16 protein-coding genes and 1 other annotated feature are annotated in these 17,734 nt (G+C 39.2%); of the genes, 14 read left to right on the top strand and 2 right to left on the bottom strand.

Features of this window, described 5'->3' with window-relative positions:
• The 5 genes from EDD58_RS07275 to EDD58_RS07255 all read left to right on the top strand — a co-directional run bounded on the left by EDD58_RS07275 (nt 1) and on the right by EDD58_RS07255 (nt 6,581).
• Nucleotides 1-873: a hypothetical protein gene (locus tag EDD58_RS07275; RefSeq protein WP_131924195.1), complete on the top strand. Its 873-nt coding sequence runs from the start codon at nt 1-3 to the stop codon at nt 871-873.
• Between the two features lie 437 nt (nt 874-1,310).
• A complete protein-coding gene (locus EDD58_RS07270) occupies nt 1,311-2,093 on the top strand; it encodes an aldo/keto reductase (RefSeq protein ID WP_131924483.1) in 783 nt (260 codons plus the stop codon).
• 262 nt (nt 2,094-2,355) lie between these two features.
• On the top strand, nt 2,356-2,838 hold the full coding sequence (locus EDD58_RS07265; RefSeq protein ID WP_131924194.1) for an NADAR family protein: 483 nt from the start codon (nt 2,356-2,358) through the stop codon (nt 2,836-2,838).
• Nucleotides 2,839-3,195: 357 nt separating this feature from the next.
• Nucleotides 3,196-4,497 carry a nucleobase:cation symporter-2 family protein gene (locus tag EDD58_RS07260; RefSeq protein WP_131924193.1) on the top strand — a complete coding sequence of 434 codons (1,302 nt, stop codon included), beginning with the start codon at nt 3,196-3,198 and terminating at the stop codon, nt 4,495-4,497.
• A gap of 983 nt (nt 4,498-5,480) precedes the next feature.
• The gene (locus EDD58_RS07255) at nt 5,481-6,581 is read left to right on the top strand and encodes a M24 family metallopeptidase (RefSeq protein ID WP_131924192.1); all 1,101 of its coding nucleotides are present in this window, start codon (nt 5,481-5,483) and stop codon (nt 6,579-6,581) included.
• Between the two features lie 113 nt (nt 6,582-6,694).
• On the opposite strand, the gene EDD58_RS07250 is transcribed toward EDD58_RS07255, so the two are convergent.
• On the bottom strand, nt 6,695-7,789 hold the full coding sequence (locus tag EDD58_RS07250) for an SDR family oxidoreductase (protein WP_131924191.1): 1,095 nt from the start codon (nt 7,787-7,789) through the stop codon (nt 6,695-6,697).
• A 321-nt stretch (nt 7,790-8,110) separates the two neighbouring features.
• Here EDD58_RS07250 and EDD58_RS07245 point away from each other — a divergent pair, with 321 nt between their 5' ends.
• On the top strand, nt 8,111-8,713 hold the full coding sequence (locus EDD58_RS07245; protein ID WP_131924190.1) for a DedA family protein: 603 nt from the start codon (nt 8,111-8,113) through the stop codon (nt 8,711-8,713).
• A 35-nt stretch (nt 8,714-8,748) separates the two neighbouring features.
• Here the strand turns inward: EDD58_RS07245 and EDD58_RS07240 are convergent, their stop codons facing one another.
• Nucleotides 8,749-9,966 (bottom strand): MFS transporter, encoded by a 1,218-nt coding sequence (locus tag EDD58_RS07240; RefSeq protein WP_131924189.1) that lies wholly within the window; start codon nt 9,964-9,966, stop codon nt 8,749-8,751.
• 257 nt (nt 9,967-10,223) lie between these two features.
• Between EDD58_RS07240 and EDD58_RS07235 the strand changes: the two genes are divergently transcribed.
• From EDD58_RS07235 to leuS, 8 genes are all read left to right on the top strand, one after another.
• Entirely contained in the window at nt 10,224-10,604 is a 381-nt protein-coding gene (locus tag EDD58_RS07235; protein WP_243648687.1) for a TM2 domain-containing protein, read from the top strand.
• 109 nt (nt 10,605-10,713) lie between these two features.
• On the top strand, nt 10,714-11,250 hold the full coding sequence (locus EDD58_RS07230; RefSeq protein ID WP_131924187.1) for a YqeG family HAD IIIA-type phosphatase: 537 nt from the start codon (nt 10,714-10,716) through the stop codon (nt 11,248-11,250).
• The gene (gene yqeH, locus EDD58_RS07225; protein WP_131924186.1) at nt 11,247-12,353 is read left to right on the top strand and encodes a ribosome biogenesis GTPase YqeH; all 1,107 of its coding nucleotides are present in this window, start codon (nt 11,247-11,249) and stop codon (nt 12,351-12,353) included. The genes EDD58_RS07230 and yqeH overlap by 4 nt, the downstream gene beginning before the upstream one ends.
• Nucleotides 12,354-12,449: 96 nt before the next feature.
• Entirely contained in the window at nt 12,450-13,295 is an 846-nt protein-coding gene (gene aroE / locus EDD58_RS07220) for a shikimate dehydrogenase (protein ID WP_131924185.1), read from the top strand.
• A 30-nt stretch (nt 13,296-13,325) separates the two neighbouring features.
• Entirely contained in the window at nt 13,326-13,910 is a 585-nt protein-coding gene (locus EDD58_RS07215) for a nicotinate-nucleotide adenylyltransferase (RefSeq protein WP_131924184.1), read from the top strand.
• Nucleotides 13,900-14,472 carry a bis(5'-nucleosyl)-tetraphosphatase (symmetrical) YqeK gene (yqeK, locus tag EDD58_RS07210; RefSeq protein WP_131924183.1) on the top strand — a complete coding sequence of 191 codons (573 nt, stop codon included), beginning with the start codon at nt 13,900-13,902 and terminating at the stop codon, nt 14,470-14,472. The genes EDD58_RS07215 and yqeK overlap by 11 nt, the downstream gene beginning before the upstream one ends.
• A complete protein-coding gene (gene rsfS / locus EDD58_RS07205; RefSeq protein WP_131924182.1) occupies nt 14,438-14,827 on the top strand; it encodes a ribosome silencing factor in 390 nt (129 codons plus the stop codon). The genes yqeK and rsfS overlap by 35 nt, the downstream gene beginning before the upstream one ends.
• A gap of 80 nt (nt 14,828-14,907) precedes the next feature.
• Nucleotides 14,908-15,148, top strand: a binding site (T-box leader).
• Nucleotides 15,149-15,213: 65 nt separating this feature from the next.
• A complete protein-coding gene (gene leuS / locus EDD58_RS07200) occupies nt 15,214-17,676 on the top strand; it encodes a leucine--tRNA ligase (protein WP_131924181.1) in 2,463 nt (820 codons plus the stop codon).
• Nucleotides 17,677-17,734: the final 58 nt, after the last annotated feature.

The raw sequence follows: 17,734 nt of genomic DNA, 5'->3' as shown, positions 1-17,734 counted from the left end.
ATGGGTGATAATTCCTTTGGTTATTATAAACAAGGAAAAATATATTTAAATTACGATAAATTATTAGAAGATAATGCTTGTTATGAAGCGGTAGATACAGTCCTTCACGAAAGTAGACATGCTTTTCAAGATCACTCTATAAGTAATAATTTAGAACAAAAAGTATCCTCTATTTCTCATGATGACTTAAATAAATGGAAAATAAACTTGAATGGGGGTTACTTAAGACAAGGTCTAGATTACTTTATGCAACCAACTGAAAGGGATGCATTTAGTTATGCTTTATCTGAAACAGAAAAGGTATATAGTCAATTGGAATCAATTTATGGGAAGAATTCAGGATATAAAAAGTATAAAAAAATATCGGATAGAAAGCTTAAGATGACTAATTATATGTTAAGGTTGGGTTACGGCAAAAACTACTTACAAACTGTTGAAGATAAAGTTTATAAAAAGTATGTACTTATGCAAGAGGTCGCAAAAGAATTCCCTGAAAAACAAATTCGTTACTTAAATGATCCAGTTGAGGATTTTGTTCATAAAACCCATCGAAAAGAGGTCGTATTTAACGACTTTAAAGAGTACCTTCCTCAATATCTAAAAGAAAAAGGTTTTAAAGATCTAGAAAAATATATAAATCAAGAGGAGTTAAAAGGCTCATACAAAAATTATTACAGAGAAATTAAGATACATGAAACGATTCTCCCTCCACCGTTGTCCCGTGAGAGGAAGTTGATTGAAACGTTGGAGCAGGCACATGAGAAACTCACCCATTTGCGGAAACAGATTGATCCGTTAGGTGGAACGGAGATCAATCAAAGACTGAACGAAAAACTTCAAGACTTCAACAAAAAGGTGCAAGCTGAGTTTTAAAAGCAGTACTCTGATGTTCAATTAAAGCCGTTTTATCTGAGTACGAGTAAAACAGCGATCGATATAATGAAACATAATCATTTAACTGGGGGAAAGATGGATTTACATAATGGTAAAGAGTTCGGGTTTAACTCATCAGATTTGAATAAGCTGATCGATCAAGGAAAAGAGGTAGAAATGGAACGATAAATTTTGGAAGACTCCGAAAATATCTAGTCCCGATTGTAAGCTTGGATGGGTATATGTATAACTGAGAAATATAAGAGTGCCTCTTTCTCATGGAGATTGGATAAGAGATGGAAAAGTCTTTAAGTCGCTACTGGGAGATATGTTTATTTAACAAGGCTATTGGGTAAAGGAAATGGCGATGATTAAAGGAGGTTTTACTAGTGGCTCAACATCGATCTGATTGTACAATACTTGCGAATGGAGTAAAGATGCCATGGCTTGGACTGGGTGTCTGGAAGGCTGAGGATGGCGCAGAAGTGGAGCAAGCGGTTCGATCAGCGCTTCATGCTGGTTACCGGAGTATTGATACAGCGGCGATTTATGGGAATGAAGTCGGCGTAGGTAAAGCAATCCAAAATTCTGAGATTCCTCGTGAGGAGATTTTTCTCACTACAAAAGTGTGGAATGCAGAGCAAGGATTTGAATCTACATTAGCTGCTTTTGAAGAGAGTCGAAAAAAGTTAGATGTTGAGATAATCGATCTTTACTTAGTTCATTGGCCAGTGAGAGGAAAGTATAAAGAGACGTGGAAAGCTCTTGAAAAATTATATAAAGAGGGATGGGTTCGGGCGATTGGTGTAAGTAACTTTCAAGTTCATCATCTTCAAGATCTGATCGAAGATAGCGAATGGAAGCCGATGGTGAACCAAGTGGAATTTCATCCTTACTTGATCCAAAAAGAGCTTCGGGATTATTGCCAGCAACAACAAATTCAATTGGAAGCTTGGAGTCCATTGATGCAAGGAAAAGTGGTAGAGGAACCAACGATTGTCCAATTGGCTGAAAAGTATGGGAAAACACCAGCGCAAATTGTGATCCGCTGGGATTTACAACATGGGGTTGTCACCATTCCGAAATCGATCAAAGAGCATCGGATCAAAGAGAATGCGGATGTATTTGACTTTGAGTTAACGACACAGGATATGGAACTGTTGGATAGCCTAAATCGAAATCAACGATTCGGTCCAGATCCAGACAACTTTAACTTTTAGATTAGATTTGCAGCCCTAAAAACCTTGATCTAAGAAATAAGAATTAGATCAAGGTTTTTAGGGTGATTTTGATCCGTCAGACGATGTAAGGAGTAATTGGAATATTTTTTATCCAATCCACCTAGGAGGAAAGAGTTTCACTAACGAACAACTTTTGTGAACAAGCTATAGAACGAGCAGAGAAATGAGGACCTAACCAGATTTGGTTTCATGTGTCGAAAAGGACTCAGATCAATTATTTAAAATTAAATTAGGTGATCATATGAGAGAAACAGATCAATTTATATTCTTTTGGGGAAATAATGATATTTATTCTAACTTCTACTATTCTCCATTTAAACATCAAGGTAGGATGTTTCAGTGGTCTGAACAAGCGATTATGTATCGAAAAGCAAAGTTATTTGGAGCAGATCAGATTGCAGAAAAAATATTGATGGCAAGTACACCCAAAGAGTGTAAAGCGCTGGGGAGGAGTAGGGAAATCCCTTTTTCCGAAAGTGTGTGGAAAGAACATAGGGAGTTGGTCTATCGAGAAGTCTTGCTTGATAAATTTTCTCTTCCATCTTTAAAGATGCAGATAATAGCAACAAGAGAAAAGCACTTAGTTGAAGCAAGCCCATTTGATCGAATCTGGGGAATTGGTATGGGAGAAAACGATCCTGATGTTGAAGACCCTACTAAATGGAGAGGTTTAAATCTGTTAGGTAAAGTGTTAATGGAGGTTCGTGATTTAATCCAATCTTAATTTTAAACTCGATTTAAGCAAAATCAAAAAGGTGGGGAGATGTTTCTCGGGTAAACGACTTTTGCGAACACGCTACGAGAGTGAAGCAGAGGAAACATCTCTCCGATTAAAGTGACATAAATCTGTTCTCCAACTCAGGTTGGGTTCAGATTTTTTGTTTTTATAAAGAAAATAGATTCCCAATAAAAACATGTTTAAAAAATCTTAATGATGATATACAATAGAGCTTAAATTATTCATTGTATCCGAACGATATCTTTTATTATGTTTATATCGTTCGTTTTTTATTATGTATTTCGCTAAGAATTCAGTTGATTACAGTGATCTATGATTATTTTTTAAAGGAGGGGAACGAAAATGAATCAATTAGGAAAATGGAAAGTGGGATTTCTAGGACTTCAACATGTGTTGGCGATGTACGCAGGTGCTGTGATTGTGCCTTTAATTGTTGGAGCAGAGTTAGGTTTGACTACAGAACAATTAGCTTACTTAATTTCTATTGATTTATTTACTTGTGGTATTGCCTCTTTGATTCAAGTAATCGGAGGGCGTCATTTAGGAATTAAGCTTCCTGTCATTTTAGGGTGTACCTTTACTGCGGTAGGTCCAATGATTGCCATTGGTAAGTTGGAAGGGATCCCTGCGATTTATGGAGCGATTATTGCATCTGGAATTATAGTTATGATTATCTCTCAATTTTTTGGCAAGTTATTGAAGTGGTTTCCGCCAGTGGTGACAGGTTCGGTTGTGATGACGATTGGGGTATCTCTGATTCCTGTTGCGATGAATAATGTAGCAGGTGGGCAAGGCTCTCCAACCTTTGGTCAGTGGGAGAATTTGTCTTTAGCTGCTTTTACATTTTTAGTTGTTATTCTTATTAATCGTTTCTTTCGTGGATATATTCAAGCTATTTCTGTACTTATTGCATTAGTTCTAGGAACTGTGGTTGCTGCTTTTATGGGGATGGTTGATCTTCGATCCGTGTCAGAAGCAAGTTGGTTTCGTATGGTTCAACCCTTTTACTTTGGAGTCCCTGAGTTTCATCTTACTTCGATTATTTCGATGACTTTGGTGGCAATTGTCAGTATGGTTGAATCGTTGGGGGTTTTTCTTGCGTTAGGAGAAATATGTGAACGAAAATTACAGGATCATGATCTAAAGAAAGGTCTGCGAGCTGAAGGTTTAGCTGCTGTCATCGGTGGGATTTTTAATGCCTTTCCCTATACGACTTTCTCGCAAAATGTAGGTCTGGTTGCTTTAAGTAAGGTGAAGACACGTAATGTAGTGATTGCGGCTGGTGTCATTCTGATTATCCTTGGTTGTTTGCCTAAGGTAGCTGCTTTAACAACGATTATTCCAACACCAGTTTTAGGTGGAGCGATGATCCCGATGTTTGGAATGGTTATTGCTTCGGGAGTTCGTATGTTAACCCAAGTAGATTTTAAAAAGAATGAGAACTTACTCATTGTTGCGTGTTCGGTAGGAATTGGATTAGGTGCTGCTGTTGTTCCAGGAGTCTTTAAAGAAATGCCAGATACTGTGAAGTTACTAGCGGAAAACGGGATTGTCTTAGGAAGCTTCACTGCGATCTTTTTAAATTGGTTTCTTTACTTTTTGAAGAGAAAAGACGAACAGCCTACTGCTGAAGCTACTTCGTAACTTGGTTTGAATAATATTTGAATGAATTGGAAATGAAGTCGTGATGGGGGTGCAAAATTCTTCCTAATCAGTGCCTGACGGAGTTTGGATCCAAAAATGCCCATAGGAGTTTATAAATCATAAGCCTCTCTTAGAGCGCCATTCTAAGAGAGGCTTTTTTATGAATAAAAAGCTTTATTCAATTGGATACCTCTTTGATTTCCGCAATAAGGTAAAGGGCTAGAGTGAGAGTGATTATATGATGTGGTAAAAACAATGATAGGACAAGAAGAATTCTTGTGGATCACGGAGGGCAGTTGCAAAATGTTAGTGGTTCGAACGTATAGATGGAATGGAGTGATGAGATCCTCGGCTTGTGGTCCACGGAAGTATGTTAGACTTGGCTGCTACTGAGGATGAGCTTTTTTTCCAGCGACTTAATTCTTGCAAGCAGTCGAAACATACCAATTGATTTTTACCTTCAATAAATGAACGATGCTCATATTTAGCTGCTTTTTGATGGCAGTGTTCGCATAGATATCCTTTGATCAAGAGATGTCAACTCCTTTCTATTGAGTATAAAAAAGCAAATTTTTAGGGACCAAACATGATCGTTTTATCAGGGGCTGTATAAAAAGAGCCTTTATATTTATTCGACAAAGAGCATAAACATACCTTCTGATAAAGAAGAGGAATAATCTTTATTTTCCCTTTTTTCGATATTTCAAACATATTATTGGTTCTAAAAATGTGTGCATGGTGAGAGATTTTATTACTTCAGTTACCCAAGTGGATGAAGTAATAATTAATCATATAATATTTCGTTCCAATTGTAAAGAGTTTATGACTGATTTGTTCTTTGGTCGAGGGAGGATTTTTCTCTAATTTGTCTATTATTTTGTTGTCTTAAAAATAGGAGTATAATGAAGTGAATCCCTCTATGTAGCTTTCGAGAGGGATTTATTTGGATCGATGAAGTAAGTTAATGACTGGAGTGATGGGGAATGAATGAACGTATTGGGAAAATTTCTAATTGGCTAAAAGAAAATCACGTAGATATGGCGCTGGTCAGTTCTACACCCAATGTTTTTTATTTGTCTAATTTTTTATGTCACCCTCATGAGCGACTTTTGGCTTTATTTGTTTTTCCTGATCAAGAACCGTTTTTGGTTTGTCCAGAGATGGAAATTTTGCGAGCAAGAAGTGCTGGATGGCAAGGGAATATTATCAGCTTTGATGATGTCGAAAATCCATGGCAAAAGATTTCTAATGAACTAGCTAAACGAGGATTGACGGAGAATGTTGTGGTGGCCATTGAAAAAGAACAACTGACCTATCATCGGTTGGAAGCTTTACAATCCATCATAACGGTTTCACAGATTCAATCTGTAGATGAGACCCTAAATCAAATGCGTCTAATCAAAGACGAAAAGGAAATCCAAGCTCTCCGCGAGGCAGCAAGATTTGCAGATGTAGCAATCCAACTAGGAATTGATTCTTTATGTCTAGGATGCACAGAGTTGGAAGTGTTGGCTCATATTGAGTTAGGACTCAAAAAGCAAGGAATCCGCGAGATGTCTTTTTCGACGATGGTTTTATTTGGAGAAAATGCGGCACTTCCACATGGAGAGCCAGGCAGTCGTGCATTAAAAGAGGGTGACTTAGTTTTATTTGATCTTGGTGTCATTGTAGATGGTTATTGTTCAGATATTACTCGTACAGTAGCTTTTCAACATGTGAATGAACAACAAAAGAAAATCTACGAAACTGTTCTAAAAGCTCAACAAAGTGCAGTAGAAGCTTGTCGTCCTGAAGTAAGAATGGGAGAGATTGATCGAATTCCCCGTTCAATCATTAGCGAAGCGGGATACGGTGAGTACTTCCCGCATCGGATTGGACATGGATTAGGGATTAGCGTTCATGAATTTCCTTCCATCATTGAAACCGATGACTCACGATTAGAACCAGGTATGGTCTTTACGATTGAGCCAGGGATCTATGTTCCAGAGATTGCTGGGGTTCGGATTGAGGATGATATTTTGATCACTGAAGAAGGCTGTGAAATATTAACACAATTCCCGAAAGAATTGTTGATTGTTCGGTAACGGAACGGGTCCTCCATCCTTGTCTCTGGTTGTATGATATGATTGAGCCAAGGATGGTTTCTTATGATGGCTCCATGTAGATGATTGGAGCTTCTTTTACTGTTTATGACTCCTCAGCGGATGGGCAACTGTTTCCGTTCATTTCGCTTATGTTGTTTATAGACATGAACGATGGAGCGGATGGTATCTTTAAAGTCTGGAAGGGATATGCCACTGCCTTTTAAATCTTGCTGTGTTTGTGTACAATCATAGATTGCTTCAACGGAAAAGTAATCCATGACCTCTTTTTCAATACGTAACCACCTACGAAATGGGGGAATGGATAAACCGTTTTTTAAAGCCTTTAGAGAAATATTTCCTTTGGGCTTTTTACCGAGATATTCGTTCATCATCATCTCGTATATTTCATGCATGGTATATGGATGCGGATCAGTTAAATGGTAGGTTTTTCCGATTCCTAGTGGAGAATGGCCCAAATAAAGAGAGGCTTGAAGAACATAATCTATAGGTACGAAGTTAGCGATGGCTTGAGAATGATTGACATAAGGAATCCAAGGTAAGTACCGTAGACGATCAAATACATTTAACATGAGATAGGGTCCATCAAACTTAATCGTAGATCCTATTGTTGAGTTTCCTTTCATAATTCCCGGACGGATGATGGTTGTAGGAAGCTGACGGTCTAGTTGGCGAACTAGGAGTTCAGCTTCGAATTTGGTTTGTTCATAATGATTTCTGAAGCTTTGGTTCATCTCTAGTTCATGTTCATAGATGCGTCCTTTTCTTGTTCCAGAAACAGATGTGGTACTAAAATAGACATATCGTTTCAATCGAGGGAGGGTAAGCACCCACTCGTTAACATTCTTGGTTCCAATTACATTCCCTTGGTAGGCCATTTCAGCGGAAGCGGATAGATCATAGATGGCTGCAAGGTGGAAGACATACTCGATCTGATTTTGTAGTGCTTGGCTATGATCTTCACTAAGTCCCATAAATGGATAGGTGATATCACCTGGGATAATTGTGAGTTTATGTTTAAATTGGTTTGCCTCTCTCACGATTTGACGTGTAATCTCTTCCGCATTTGAAATCGATTCAGGTAAGGTTAGTAGGTAAACATGTTTGATCGGATGGCCGCCTTTCCCTAGTTGACGTAAAATAGATGTCGCAATACATCCTGGGAATCCTGTGATTAAATAGGTACCCATACCCTTATCTCCCTTCCAATCCCCTTACGTTTTTCATAAGAATATCTATGAGTATTACTTATCCATAGTTTTTTTATATCCTTTTAAAAAAGGATATACTTTCAAGAAAACGTTAAAACCTGTTAGAATATAATAGATCAATCACCCTGACGTTTTTCTATGAAGATAAATGAAATGGGAGAAGCTGTGATATACTAAATCTTGTCGTTATTTTTAATGAAATGCTTTTTATATCTGTGACTATTTCATCTAAGCTTAGCTTTGAATAATTTGTAGAGGCATTTTATACTTGTAAATGACATTGCATCAGGGAGTGGGTATATGCTGACTGAAGCGTTAGATTTTTTGGGGTCATTTGGGATATGGGGATTATTGCTTGCTACAGCGATTGAAGCTTCAGCTCTCCCTTTTCCAGGAGCTTTATTTGTGTTAATTTACGGTTATATTTTTCAAGCGAATCCTTGGAACTTAGTTCTGATCGGGGCAGCTAATAGCGTGGTATACACTATATTTAGCATGATTCCTTATTACATTGGTTCACGGATTGAACAGTTTACAAAGAAAAAACTAGATGAGAAGAAAATTGAGAAAGCACAAAAGTGGTTTAAAAAATACGGCGAGTGGAGTATTGCTTTATCTCGGCCTACCAGTTTAGGGAACTATGTCTCCTTTATTTCGGGTATGAGCCAAATTAAACCTTGGCGATTTTTATTTTTTACTTTTATTGGTGTATTTCCTTGGAACACCCTTTTATTATTTGTAGGACATCTAGGTACTTTAGACTCAGTACAGAACTTCCTCACGATGTCGAGTCGCATTGGCTATATTTTGTTCGGCGTGATTGCGATTGCTTTGGTGATCTGGTTGATTGTGAAGAAAAGCAAACAAAAACAAGAGAGTCAACATCATTGCGAAAAAGGTTAAAAAATGGAGCCCTAATCAGGCTCCATTTTTTAAAATTAAAGAATCCTTGGATCATTCCCTTTATATTGAGTTATTTTTCGGAGGGTTAAAGCGATAATACCTGAGATTCCACTTAGAACTGTAGCACCCATATACACCCATTGCACATGAACATGATCTGCAATCCAGCCAGCTATTAAAACTCCCAAACCAAATAAGGTATACCCCAAAGTACTATAGGCGGAGAATACTTTAGGCATATCTTCCATAGAAGTATGCTGTTGTAGTAACGTTCGCTCAGCGATTTCTCGAGCTTGATAAGGTGGACCCATCAATACACAGAGAATTAGAGAGAGGATGGGAATTGTATTCCAGGCAAAAAAGAGTGTGAAAATAGCCATACTCAGTGAACCGATCCACAATGCTTTGAATAGATGAGGTTCTAATTGATTGGAGAGATGGATGATAAGCAATCCCCCCAAGATTGTACCAGCAAAGTAAGCGCCATTGATCCATCCCCACCAACTCTCATCTTGATGAAGTACCTTTTCTACAAAAGCTAAAACGATGGCTCCAGCCCAAACGGTTCCAGCAAGATATTCGAAAACATCCATTAGAGCGAGTCGTTTTAAGATGGGATGTGTCAATAAGATGCTCCAACCTTCTTTGATGCTCTGCCATTTTTGTTGTTTAGGCTTGGTTTGGCTTTTTATTGTTTGCATAGGATCTTTAATAAAGAATAGTGAGATCGAAGAAATCAGATAGAAGATAACCGTTAACCATAATAGTGGAATGGAACCTAACCAGACTACCAAGATCCCCCCAAGTGACCATCCAATCAATAAGAGTACTTGATCTGTTGTCGACAAAATTCCGTTTGCTTTGACTAATATTTTTTCATCTACTAATCGAGGGACTAAAGAGTTTCTCGCAGGAACGGTCCATCCATCTAAAAAGGAGATCAATGGTAAAAGGAACCATAGTCCAACTAGAGACGAAAAGTTCATCAGCCAGATGGATAACAAGGCTAATCCTAAAGTTTGTCCGAACTGGGAGAAGATAAGTAAATGAACCAAATCAAATTTTTGAAACAAGAGTGGGGATAACACACCACTAATTAATCGAGCGCTCAGATTGATTACAGGGACTAATGCAGATAAGGTAGCAGATCCTGTTAAGCGATAGATCATTGTGATAATAGCTAAAATATATAATGAATCACCTAAGTTGGCTAAAGATTGTCCAAACCATAGAAAACGGAAAGATTTAGTCATTGATAAACCCCTTTAATTTGTAACTGCACAGTGATCGCTAATAGATCAATAATATAGACTTTTACATCAATGATACATTCCTTCCTAGCATTTTGACCCAAAGGGCTTATGTATTATTATTTTAACTGAAATGAATAAATGTTGAATAGTTTTTATCAGAAATCATTCAGATGTAGGATCATAATTAGAAATATGTTATTATTATTTGGTGTTTGCTTTATTAAGTATTTTGTGAGGGGTTGGAATATTTGAATACTATGGAGATTAAAAGCAACCTTACTACTCAAGAATTGTTAATCGTGAATAGTGAATTTGAAAAGCGGAAAAAATCAATGGCTATTGCATACATACTCTGCGTTTTTTTAGGATTGGTAGGTGCCCATCGATTCTATACGGGTAATGTTGGTTCAGCGATTGCCATGCTAGTCTGTTTTGTTGGTGCTTGTTTTATAGAATTGATCGCTGGTTTAATTCTTCCCATAATAGGTTTTTTCTTCGGTGTTATTTTCTTTTCGCCCTTATTTATCTGGTTTATTATCGACCTTGTTTGGCTACATGGTCGTGTCAATGAAATCAATATAGGCATTGAAAAAGAAATCCTACAGCATGTATATAATCAACGTGCTCAAATGATGTAAGTTCATCAAGGAGCTTCTCAAAACCCGGAAATCACTTTGAATTTCTGGGTTTTGCTTTGCAAGTCATTAGGTCCTATGATATATTTATTGCCGAAAAGCACCAACTTTGATGGGGTGGACAATATTGTTTAAATCAATGATTCCTGATATGTATGTGAAATCCATCTATGCGATTGATTTTGCTGAGTTGAAACGACGTGGTTTTAAAGCAGTCATTGTAGATTTGGACAATACGTTAGTAGAGTCGTCAAGAGCTGACGCCACTCCGGGACTCATTGAGTGGTTAGATCAGATCAAACAGATGGGTTTTAAAGTTATGATTGTGTCAAATAATAACAAAATGCGGGTCTCTAAATTTGCGATGCCCTTACATATCCCATTTATTTACACAGCTAAAAAACCCTTTTCACATGCTTTTCGCAAAGCATTAAGAATACTAAATGTACAAAAGCAAGAGACAGTTGTGATTGGTGATCAATTATTAACTGATGTTCTAGGAGGCAATCGGATGGGGATCTATACCATTCTAGTTGTCCCCGTTTCGAATGTCGAAGGTTTTGCAACAAGAATGAACCGCAGAGTGGAACGGTTTGTTTTTCGTCGGTTGCGAAAGCGTGGGTTACTTCGTTGGGAGGAAAGTCATTGAGTGACGAGAGAGTTCAATGTGAAGGGTGTGGGGTAGAGATCCAAACGGAATCCCCTGCCCAAGTCGGTTATGTTCCTTCAGCTGCATTAAAGAGAGAGCATCTCTTATGTCAAAGATGTTTTCGGATTCGAAATTATGGTGAAATGGAAAGCATTCAACAGAACCCAGATGATTATCTGCATCTGTTGGGTGAAATTGCCAACACCGATAGCTTAGTTGTCCAAGTCATTGACTTATTTGATTTCACAGGTAGTTGGATTCCAGGGATTCATCGACATATTGGGAATAACCGACTTTTATTATTAGCAAACAAAATCGATCTTTTTCCCAAAACGACCAAGTGGGGACGATTACGTGAATGGGTATTAAAATCAGCGAATGACTATGGAATTCATCCGATCGATGTGGTCTTTTGTAGTGCGGCAAAAGGAGATCGGATTGATCAAGCAGTTTCCAGTATAGAGCGTCATCGTCAAGGACGGGATGTCTATATTGTTGGTACGACTAATGTGGGGAAATCTACATTTATTAATCGTTTGATCCGAGATTTAGGTGGAATCAACGAGGATGTAATTACCACTTCTCCATATCCAGGGACCACTTTAGATATGATTCGGATTCCTCTGGATGATGGTAAAGCGATCATTGATTCTCCAGGGATTGTAAGAAAAGATCGATTGAGTGAGTGGATTGATCCAAAAGAGTTGAGAATGGTTGTCCCTCAATCGACGGTTAAACCTAAGGTATATCAATTGAATGATCAACAGACTTTATTTATTGGTGGTTTAGCACGGTTTGATTTTATCAGTGGTCCACGGCAATCATTTGTTTGTTATGTTTCTAATCGTCTCTATATACACCGAACCAAACAGGAACAAGCTGATTCGTTTCAACAGAGACATCGAGGGGGAATGCTTGCTCCTCCTACCGATCCAAATTGCCTACCGTCTTGGAAAAAACATGTGCTCCATCTATCGGGGAAGGAAAAACAAGATATTGTGATATCAGGATTGGGATGGATTACTTGTGGTCAACATCGAGCAAAAATAGAAGTTTGGGCTCCTGAAGGGATTCAAGTGCTAACGCGAGCAGCGATTATTTAGATTCACAACGGGTTAGTAGGTTAGTCTTTACAAAAAACGCTCATATTTAGACGTCCTTAGATAGGGCGTTCTTTTTTTATAAAAGGTGGGGACAAGATGGATATCACAAGTCAAACACGTGCACTCGGTCTGATTGGACATCCAGTGAGTCATTCCAAATCGCCTGAGATGATGAATGCTGCATTACGATCTTTACAGCAACCGTATGTTTATCTCGCTCATGATGTAGCACCCAGTGTGTTGGAAGAAGTGGTTCGTGGATTTCGCTATACGATGCGGGGATGGAATGTAACCATTCCTCATAAGGTGGCTATCATTCCTTTTTTAGATGAGCTGGATCATTATGCACAGGAGATCGGTGCTGTAAATACAGTTGTTGTCCGAGAGGGAACCTGTGTTGGATATAATACGGATGGGATTGGGTATGTGCGTTCCCTTCAAGAAGAGGTTGAGTTGGAGTTGAGTCAGGCTCGAGTGTTGATCGTGGGTGCTGGTGGAGCGGCGCGTGCGGTGGGTTATGCTCTTGCACAAGTGGGTGTCAAGGAGATTTCTATTGCTAATCGTACGCTTGCTAAAGCGAAAGCATTGGCAGATCATCTTTCTCGCTTCACTATGACACAGGCGGTTCCGCTAGATCAATGTAGAAAACAGGTAGAGAATGCCACGTTGATTGTGAATACAACATCTGTTGGAATGTTTCCGCATGTGGATGAAATGCCCATTTCGAGTTCATGGATTTCTGCTGAACAGATAATGAGTGACTTAATTTATCATCCTCAGGAGACTCTACTTTTACAAGAAGCAAAGAAACGTGGAGCCTTCATCCATACGGGGTTGGGGATGTTAGTTCACCAAGCGGCAGTTGCCTTTGAATTATGGACTGGACAACAAGCACCCATTTCACTGATGCGTCAAATATTAAAACAGAGCTTGAAAAAGTAAGCTTAAATCATAATGAATGAGGGAATAACTATGAAAGTAGGTATTTTTGGAGGAACCTTTGATCCCATTCACCTTGGACACTTAATATTAGCAGATCAAGCTCGCCAGTCTGCTTCCCTGGATCAGGTATGGTTTATCCCCACTGGAGAACCACCTCATAAAAAAGGAAAGAGAGTTACCTCTGCTCATCACCGTATGAAGATGGTAGAACTAGCTATCGCCAATCATACCGATTTTTGTTTGTCACAGATTGAATTAGAACGATCAGGACCCTCTTACACCATACACACTATTCAAGCCTTAATAGAAAAGTATACAAATTATCAATTTTTTCTATTAATTGGGGCAGACATGGTGAAAGATTTACCACATTGGTATAAAATAAAGGAAATCCTTCAATTTGTCCAAGTGATTGCTCTTGGACGACCTGGGATTGATCTAGAAGGACTATCACCTATGATTTTAGATCGAGTGACTTGGATTGAAGAAGGAATTGAAACGAATATTTCATCCACTTATATTCGAGATCAGATCAAGCAAGGCAGATCTGTCAAATATATAGTCCCAGATGCGGTTGGTCAATATGTGAAGGAGCAAGGACTGTATGGATCGTGATTTTCTATTACAAGTTACACAGAAGCAATTAACTCCTCAACGTTGGGAGCATACGTTGCGTGTAGCAGAAACAGCGGTAGCTTTGGCAGAACGTGAAGGAAGTGAGCCGCAAAAGGCGGATATCGCGGGAATTTTACATGATTATTGTAAATTCTGGTCAGAGGAACACCTTCGTTCTTGGATTGAAAAGTATAAGTTGCCGCAAGATCTACTCCATCATCACAAGGAACTTTGGCATGGACCTGTGGGAGCTGAAGTTGCACGAGTTGAATTGGGGATTGAAGACGAAGATATATTAAATGCCATTCGATACCACACATCAGGAAGACCCCACATGTCAAAACTAGAAAAGATTATCTATTTGGCAGACTATATTGAACCTGGTCGTCGGTTTCCAGGCGTAGGGGAAGTACGGGAGTTAGCTCAATACGACTTGGACCAAGCTGTCTTGAAGGCCATGAACAACTCCATCATTTTTTTAATTGAGCGGAAGCAAAAGGTATATCCTCTTACTTTGTTGGCTCGCAATGACATGCTGGATCAAGTTGTTCAAAAGGATTAAGGGAGGAATCTATTTGAATCTAGTGGAAATCGCTCAATTAGCAGCCACCGCTGCCGAGGAGAAAAAAGCCCAAGGGGTAACGATTTTGGATATTCGGGGGCTATCCGTATTTGCGGATTACTTTGTGATCTGTCATGGAAAATCTCAGACCCAAGTACAAGCCATTGTGACAGCCATTAAGGACAAGGTTTTGGAATCTAACATCTTATTACGTGGAATCGAAGGCTATCAGGATGCTCGTTGGGTATTGATCGATCTCGGGGATGTGGTTGTTCATGTTTTCCACAAAGATGAGCGTGAATTTTATGATTTAGAACGGTTGTGGGGCGATGCCCAACAAGTGCAAGTTCAGTAATATGAATAAAGAATTAAAAATTAGTTAAAAAAATGATTGACATGATAAAGTCTTGTTGCATATAATTTGAATTAAATATTTTTACAGCCATGATAAGGATTAGTATTTTGTACGTCAGTGCAGAGAGTTGACGGAGGGTGTGAGTCAACCTGAAACGGCAGAAGAACTCACCTTATCGCTCTAAAGGGGAAAATCATCATGGACGAGTACTCTTTGGCGGTTCATCCACGTTATGGGATGCTAATAAGTGAGTGTTTTTTATTTGGTAAACACTAATTAGGGTGGTACCACGGGAATGGTTAACAACCTCTCGTCCCTAGCCGTAGAAGCTGGGGGCGGGAGGTTTTTTAGTTTGTTGAAAATGTTTGTTTCAAGGAGGAAAAGAGATGGCTGATTACAATCCGAGACAGATCGAAGATAAATGGCAAGGATATTGGGAGCAAGCGGGGGTGAATCGTACAGATGAAGATCCAGCAAAGCCGAAATATTACGCTCTAGAACAATTCCCATATCCTTCAGGAGATGGACTTCATATGGGGCATATGAGAGTCTACTCCATTGGGGATGTAGTCGCTCGATTCCGGAGAATGAATGGATATCGAGTGTTACATCCAATGGGAGCTGATGCATTTGGCTTGCCTGCTGAAAATGCTGCAATTCATCGTGGAGTGAATCCGCGAGAGTGGACCATAAACAATATGGAGAAAATCCGTAAAGAACAATCTTTACTAGGAGTTTCTTATGATTGGGATCGTTACTTGGGGACATGTCTACCTGATTATTACAAATTAACCCAATGGCTATTTTTACTCTTCTATAAACGGGGTCTAGCTTATCGTAAAAAAGCTTTTGTTAACTGGTGTCCAGATTGTCATACCGTTCTTGCAAACGAACAAGTGGAAGACGGTAAATGTTGGCGTTGTGACTCCGAAGTAACGAAAAAAGAGTTGGAACAATGGTTTTTGAAAATTACCGACTATGCTGAGCGCTTACTGGAAGGATTAGATCGTTTACCAGGTTGGCCAGATAAAGTAAGGGCGATGCAGAGGAACTGGATTGGAAAAAGTGAAGGGGCTCATGTCACTTTTACCATCCCGGAGTTACAAGATGAAAAAGTTACTGTGTTCACCACTAGACCAGATACATTATATGGAGTTTCCTATATGGTGTTGGCTCCTGAACATCCATTGGTTCCTCAACTAATTAAAGGAAAAGCTAGTGAAACGAAAGTACTTGAGTTTATTGAACAAATTAAAAAGTCAAGTGACATCGAGCGGACTTCGACAGAAGCAGAAAAAGTAGGATTAGCTACAGGAGCCTATGCCAAACATCCATTGACAGGTGAAAAGATTCCGATCTGGATTGCCAACTATGTTTTAATGGATTACGGCACGGGTGCGGTGATGGGTGTACCTGCCCACGACGAACGGGACTTCCAATTTGCTCAAAAATATGAATTACCCATTCAAGTGGTAATTCAACCACAAGATGATTCATTGATTGAGCCGATCAGTGAAGCGTATACGGGAGATGGTGTGCTTGTCTCTTCAGGTCCATTTGATGGAATGAAGAATCGTGAAGCGATCCAAGCGATTGCCAAGCATTTAAATGAAAATCAACAAGGTGGTCCCACTGTAAATTATCGCTTACGTGATTGGTTGATCTCTCGCCAGCGTTACTGGGGAACTCCCATCCCGATGACCTATTGTGATCATTGCGGAGTCGTTCCTGTCCCTGAAGATCAATTGCCTGTAGTTTTGCCTGAAGATGTCGTTTTTGATGGAAAGCGGAATCCTCTAACAACATCTGACTCTTTTGTTCATACTACATGTCCACAATGTGGTGGAGAAGCTCGGAGAGAAACAGATACGATGGATACCTTTATCGACTCTTCATGGTACTTCTTCCGGTATGCGGATGTGCAGAACAGTGAACAACCTTTTGATCCTGATAAAGTGAATCAGTGGTTACCAGTGGATGAGTATATCGGTGGAGTGGAGCATGCGGTTCTTCATTTGCTTTATTCTCGCTTTTTCACAAAAGTATTATTTGATGAGGGCATGGTAGCTGTAGATGAACCCTTTACCAGTTTACTCACACAAGGCATGGTTTTAAAAGATGGTGCCAAGATGTCGAAATCCAAAGGGAATGTAGTAAGCCCATTGGAAATTGTAGATAAATACGGAGCGGACACAGCCCGACTCTTTATCTTATTTGCCGCACCACCCGATCGTGATTTGGAATGGAGTGAATCGGGAGTTGAAGGAAGTTATCGCTTCTTAAATCGGGTCTGGCGGATTATTGATCAGCATAAAGATCTATTTAGTCAAACTCTTACCACTCCCGTAAACTATGAAGGGGAAGCGAAAGAGCTTCGTCGTCTGCTCCATCAAACCATTAAAAAAGTGACTGGAGATATGGGAGAACGGAACCATTTTAACACTGCAATTAGTGCGACCATGGAACTAGTTAATGGAATCTATAGCTATCCAAAACATGCGGATCGGACAATCTTAAAAGAAGCCTTAGAGAAGCTTGTTATTTTATTAGCACCTATGGTTCCTCATATTACAGAAGAGCTTTGGCATATGATGGGACATTCAGAAAGTGTTCATCTTCAAGCATGGCCAACCTATGATCCAGAAGCTCTGATCTTAGATGAAGTAGAGATCGCCGTGCAGATCAATGGCAAAGTCCGTGAAAAGTTAATTGTTTCAACATCAGCATCTCGAGAAGAAGTAGAAAAACAAGTGATGGAGCAAGAGCGTATTCAAGCTTTAATTGCTGATAAAACGGTGCGGAAAGTGATTGTTATTCCTGGAAAGTTAGTTAATATTGTAGCGAAATAAAAAGAGCACCCTGATTCCACTAGATTGGATTCGGGGTGTTCTTTTTATATAATCTTAC

This window comes from Hazenella coriacea (assembly GCF_004341825.1).
GTDB classification, from domain to species: domain Bacteria; phylum Bacillota; class Bacilli; order Thermoactinomycetales; family Thermoactinomycetaceae; genus Hazenella; species Hazenella coriacea.
Note: the sequence above shows the minus strand (reverse complement) of the source record. Positions and strands in the feature narration are given on the sequence as shown.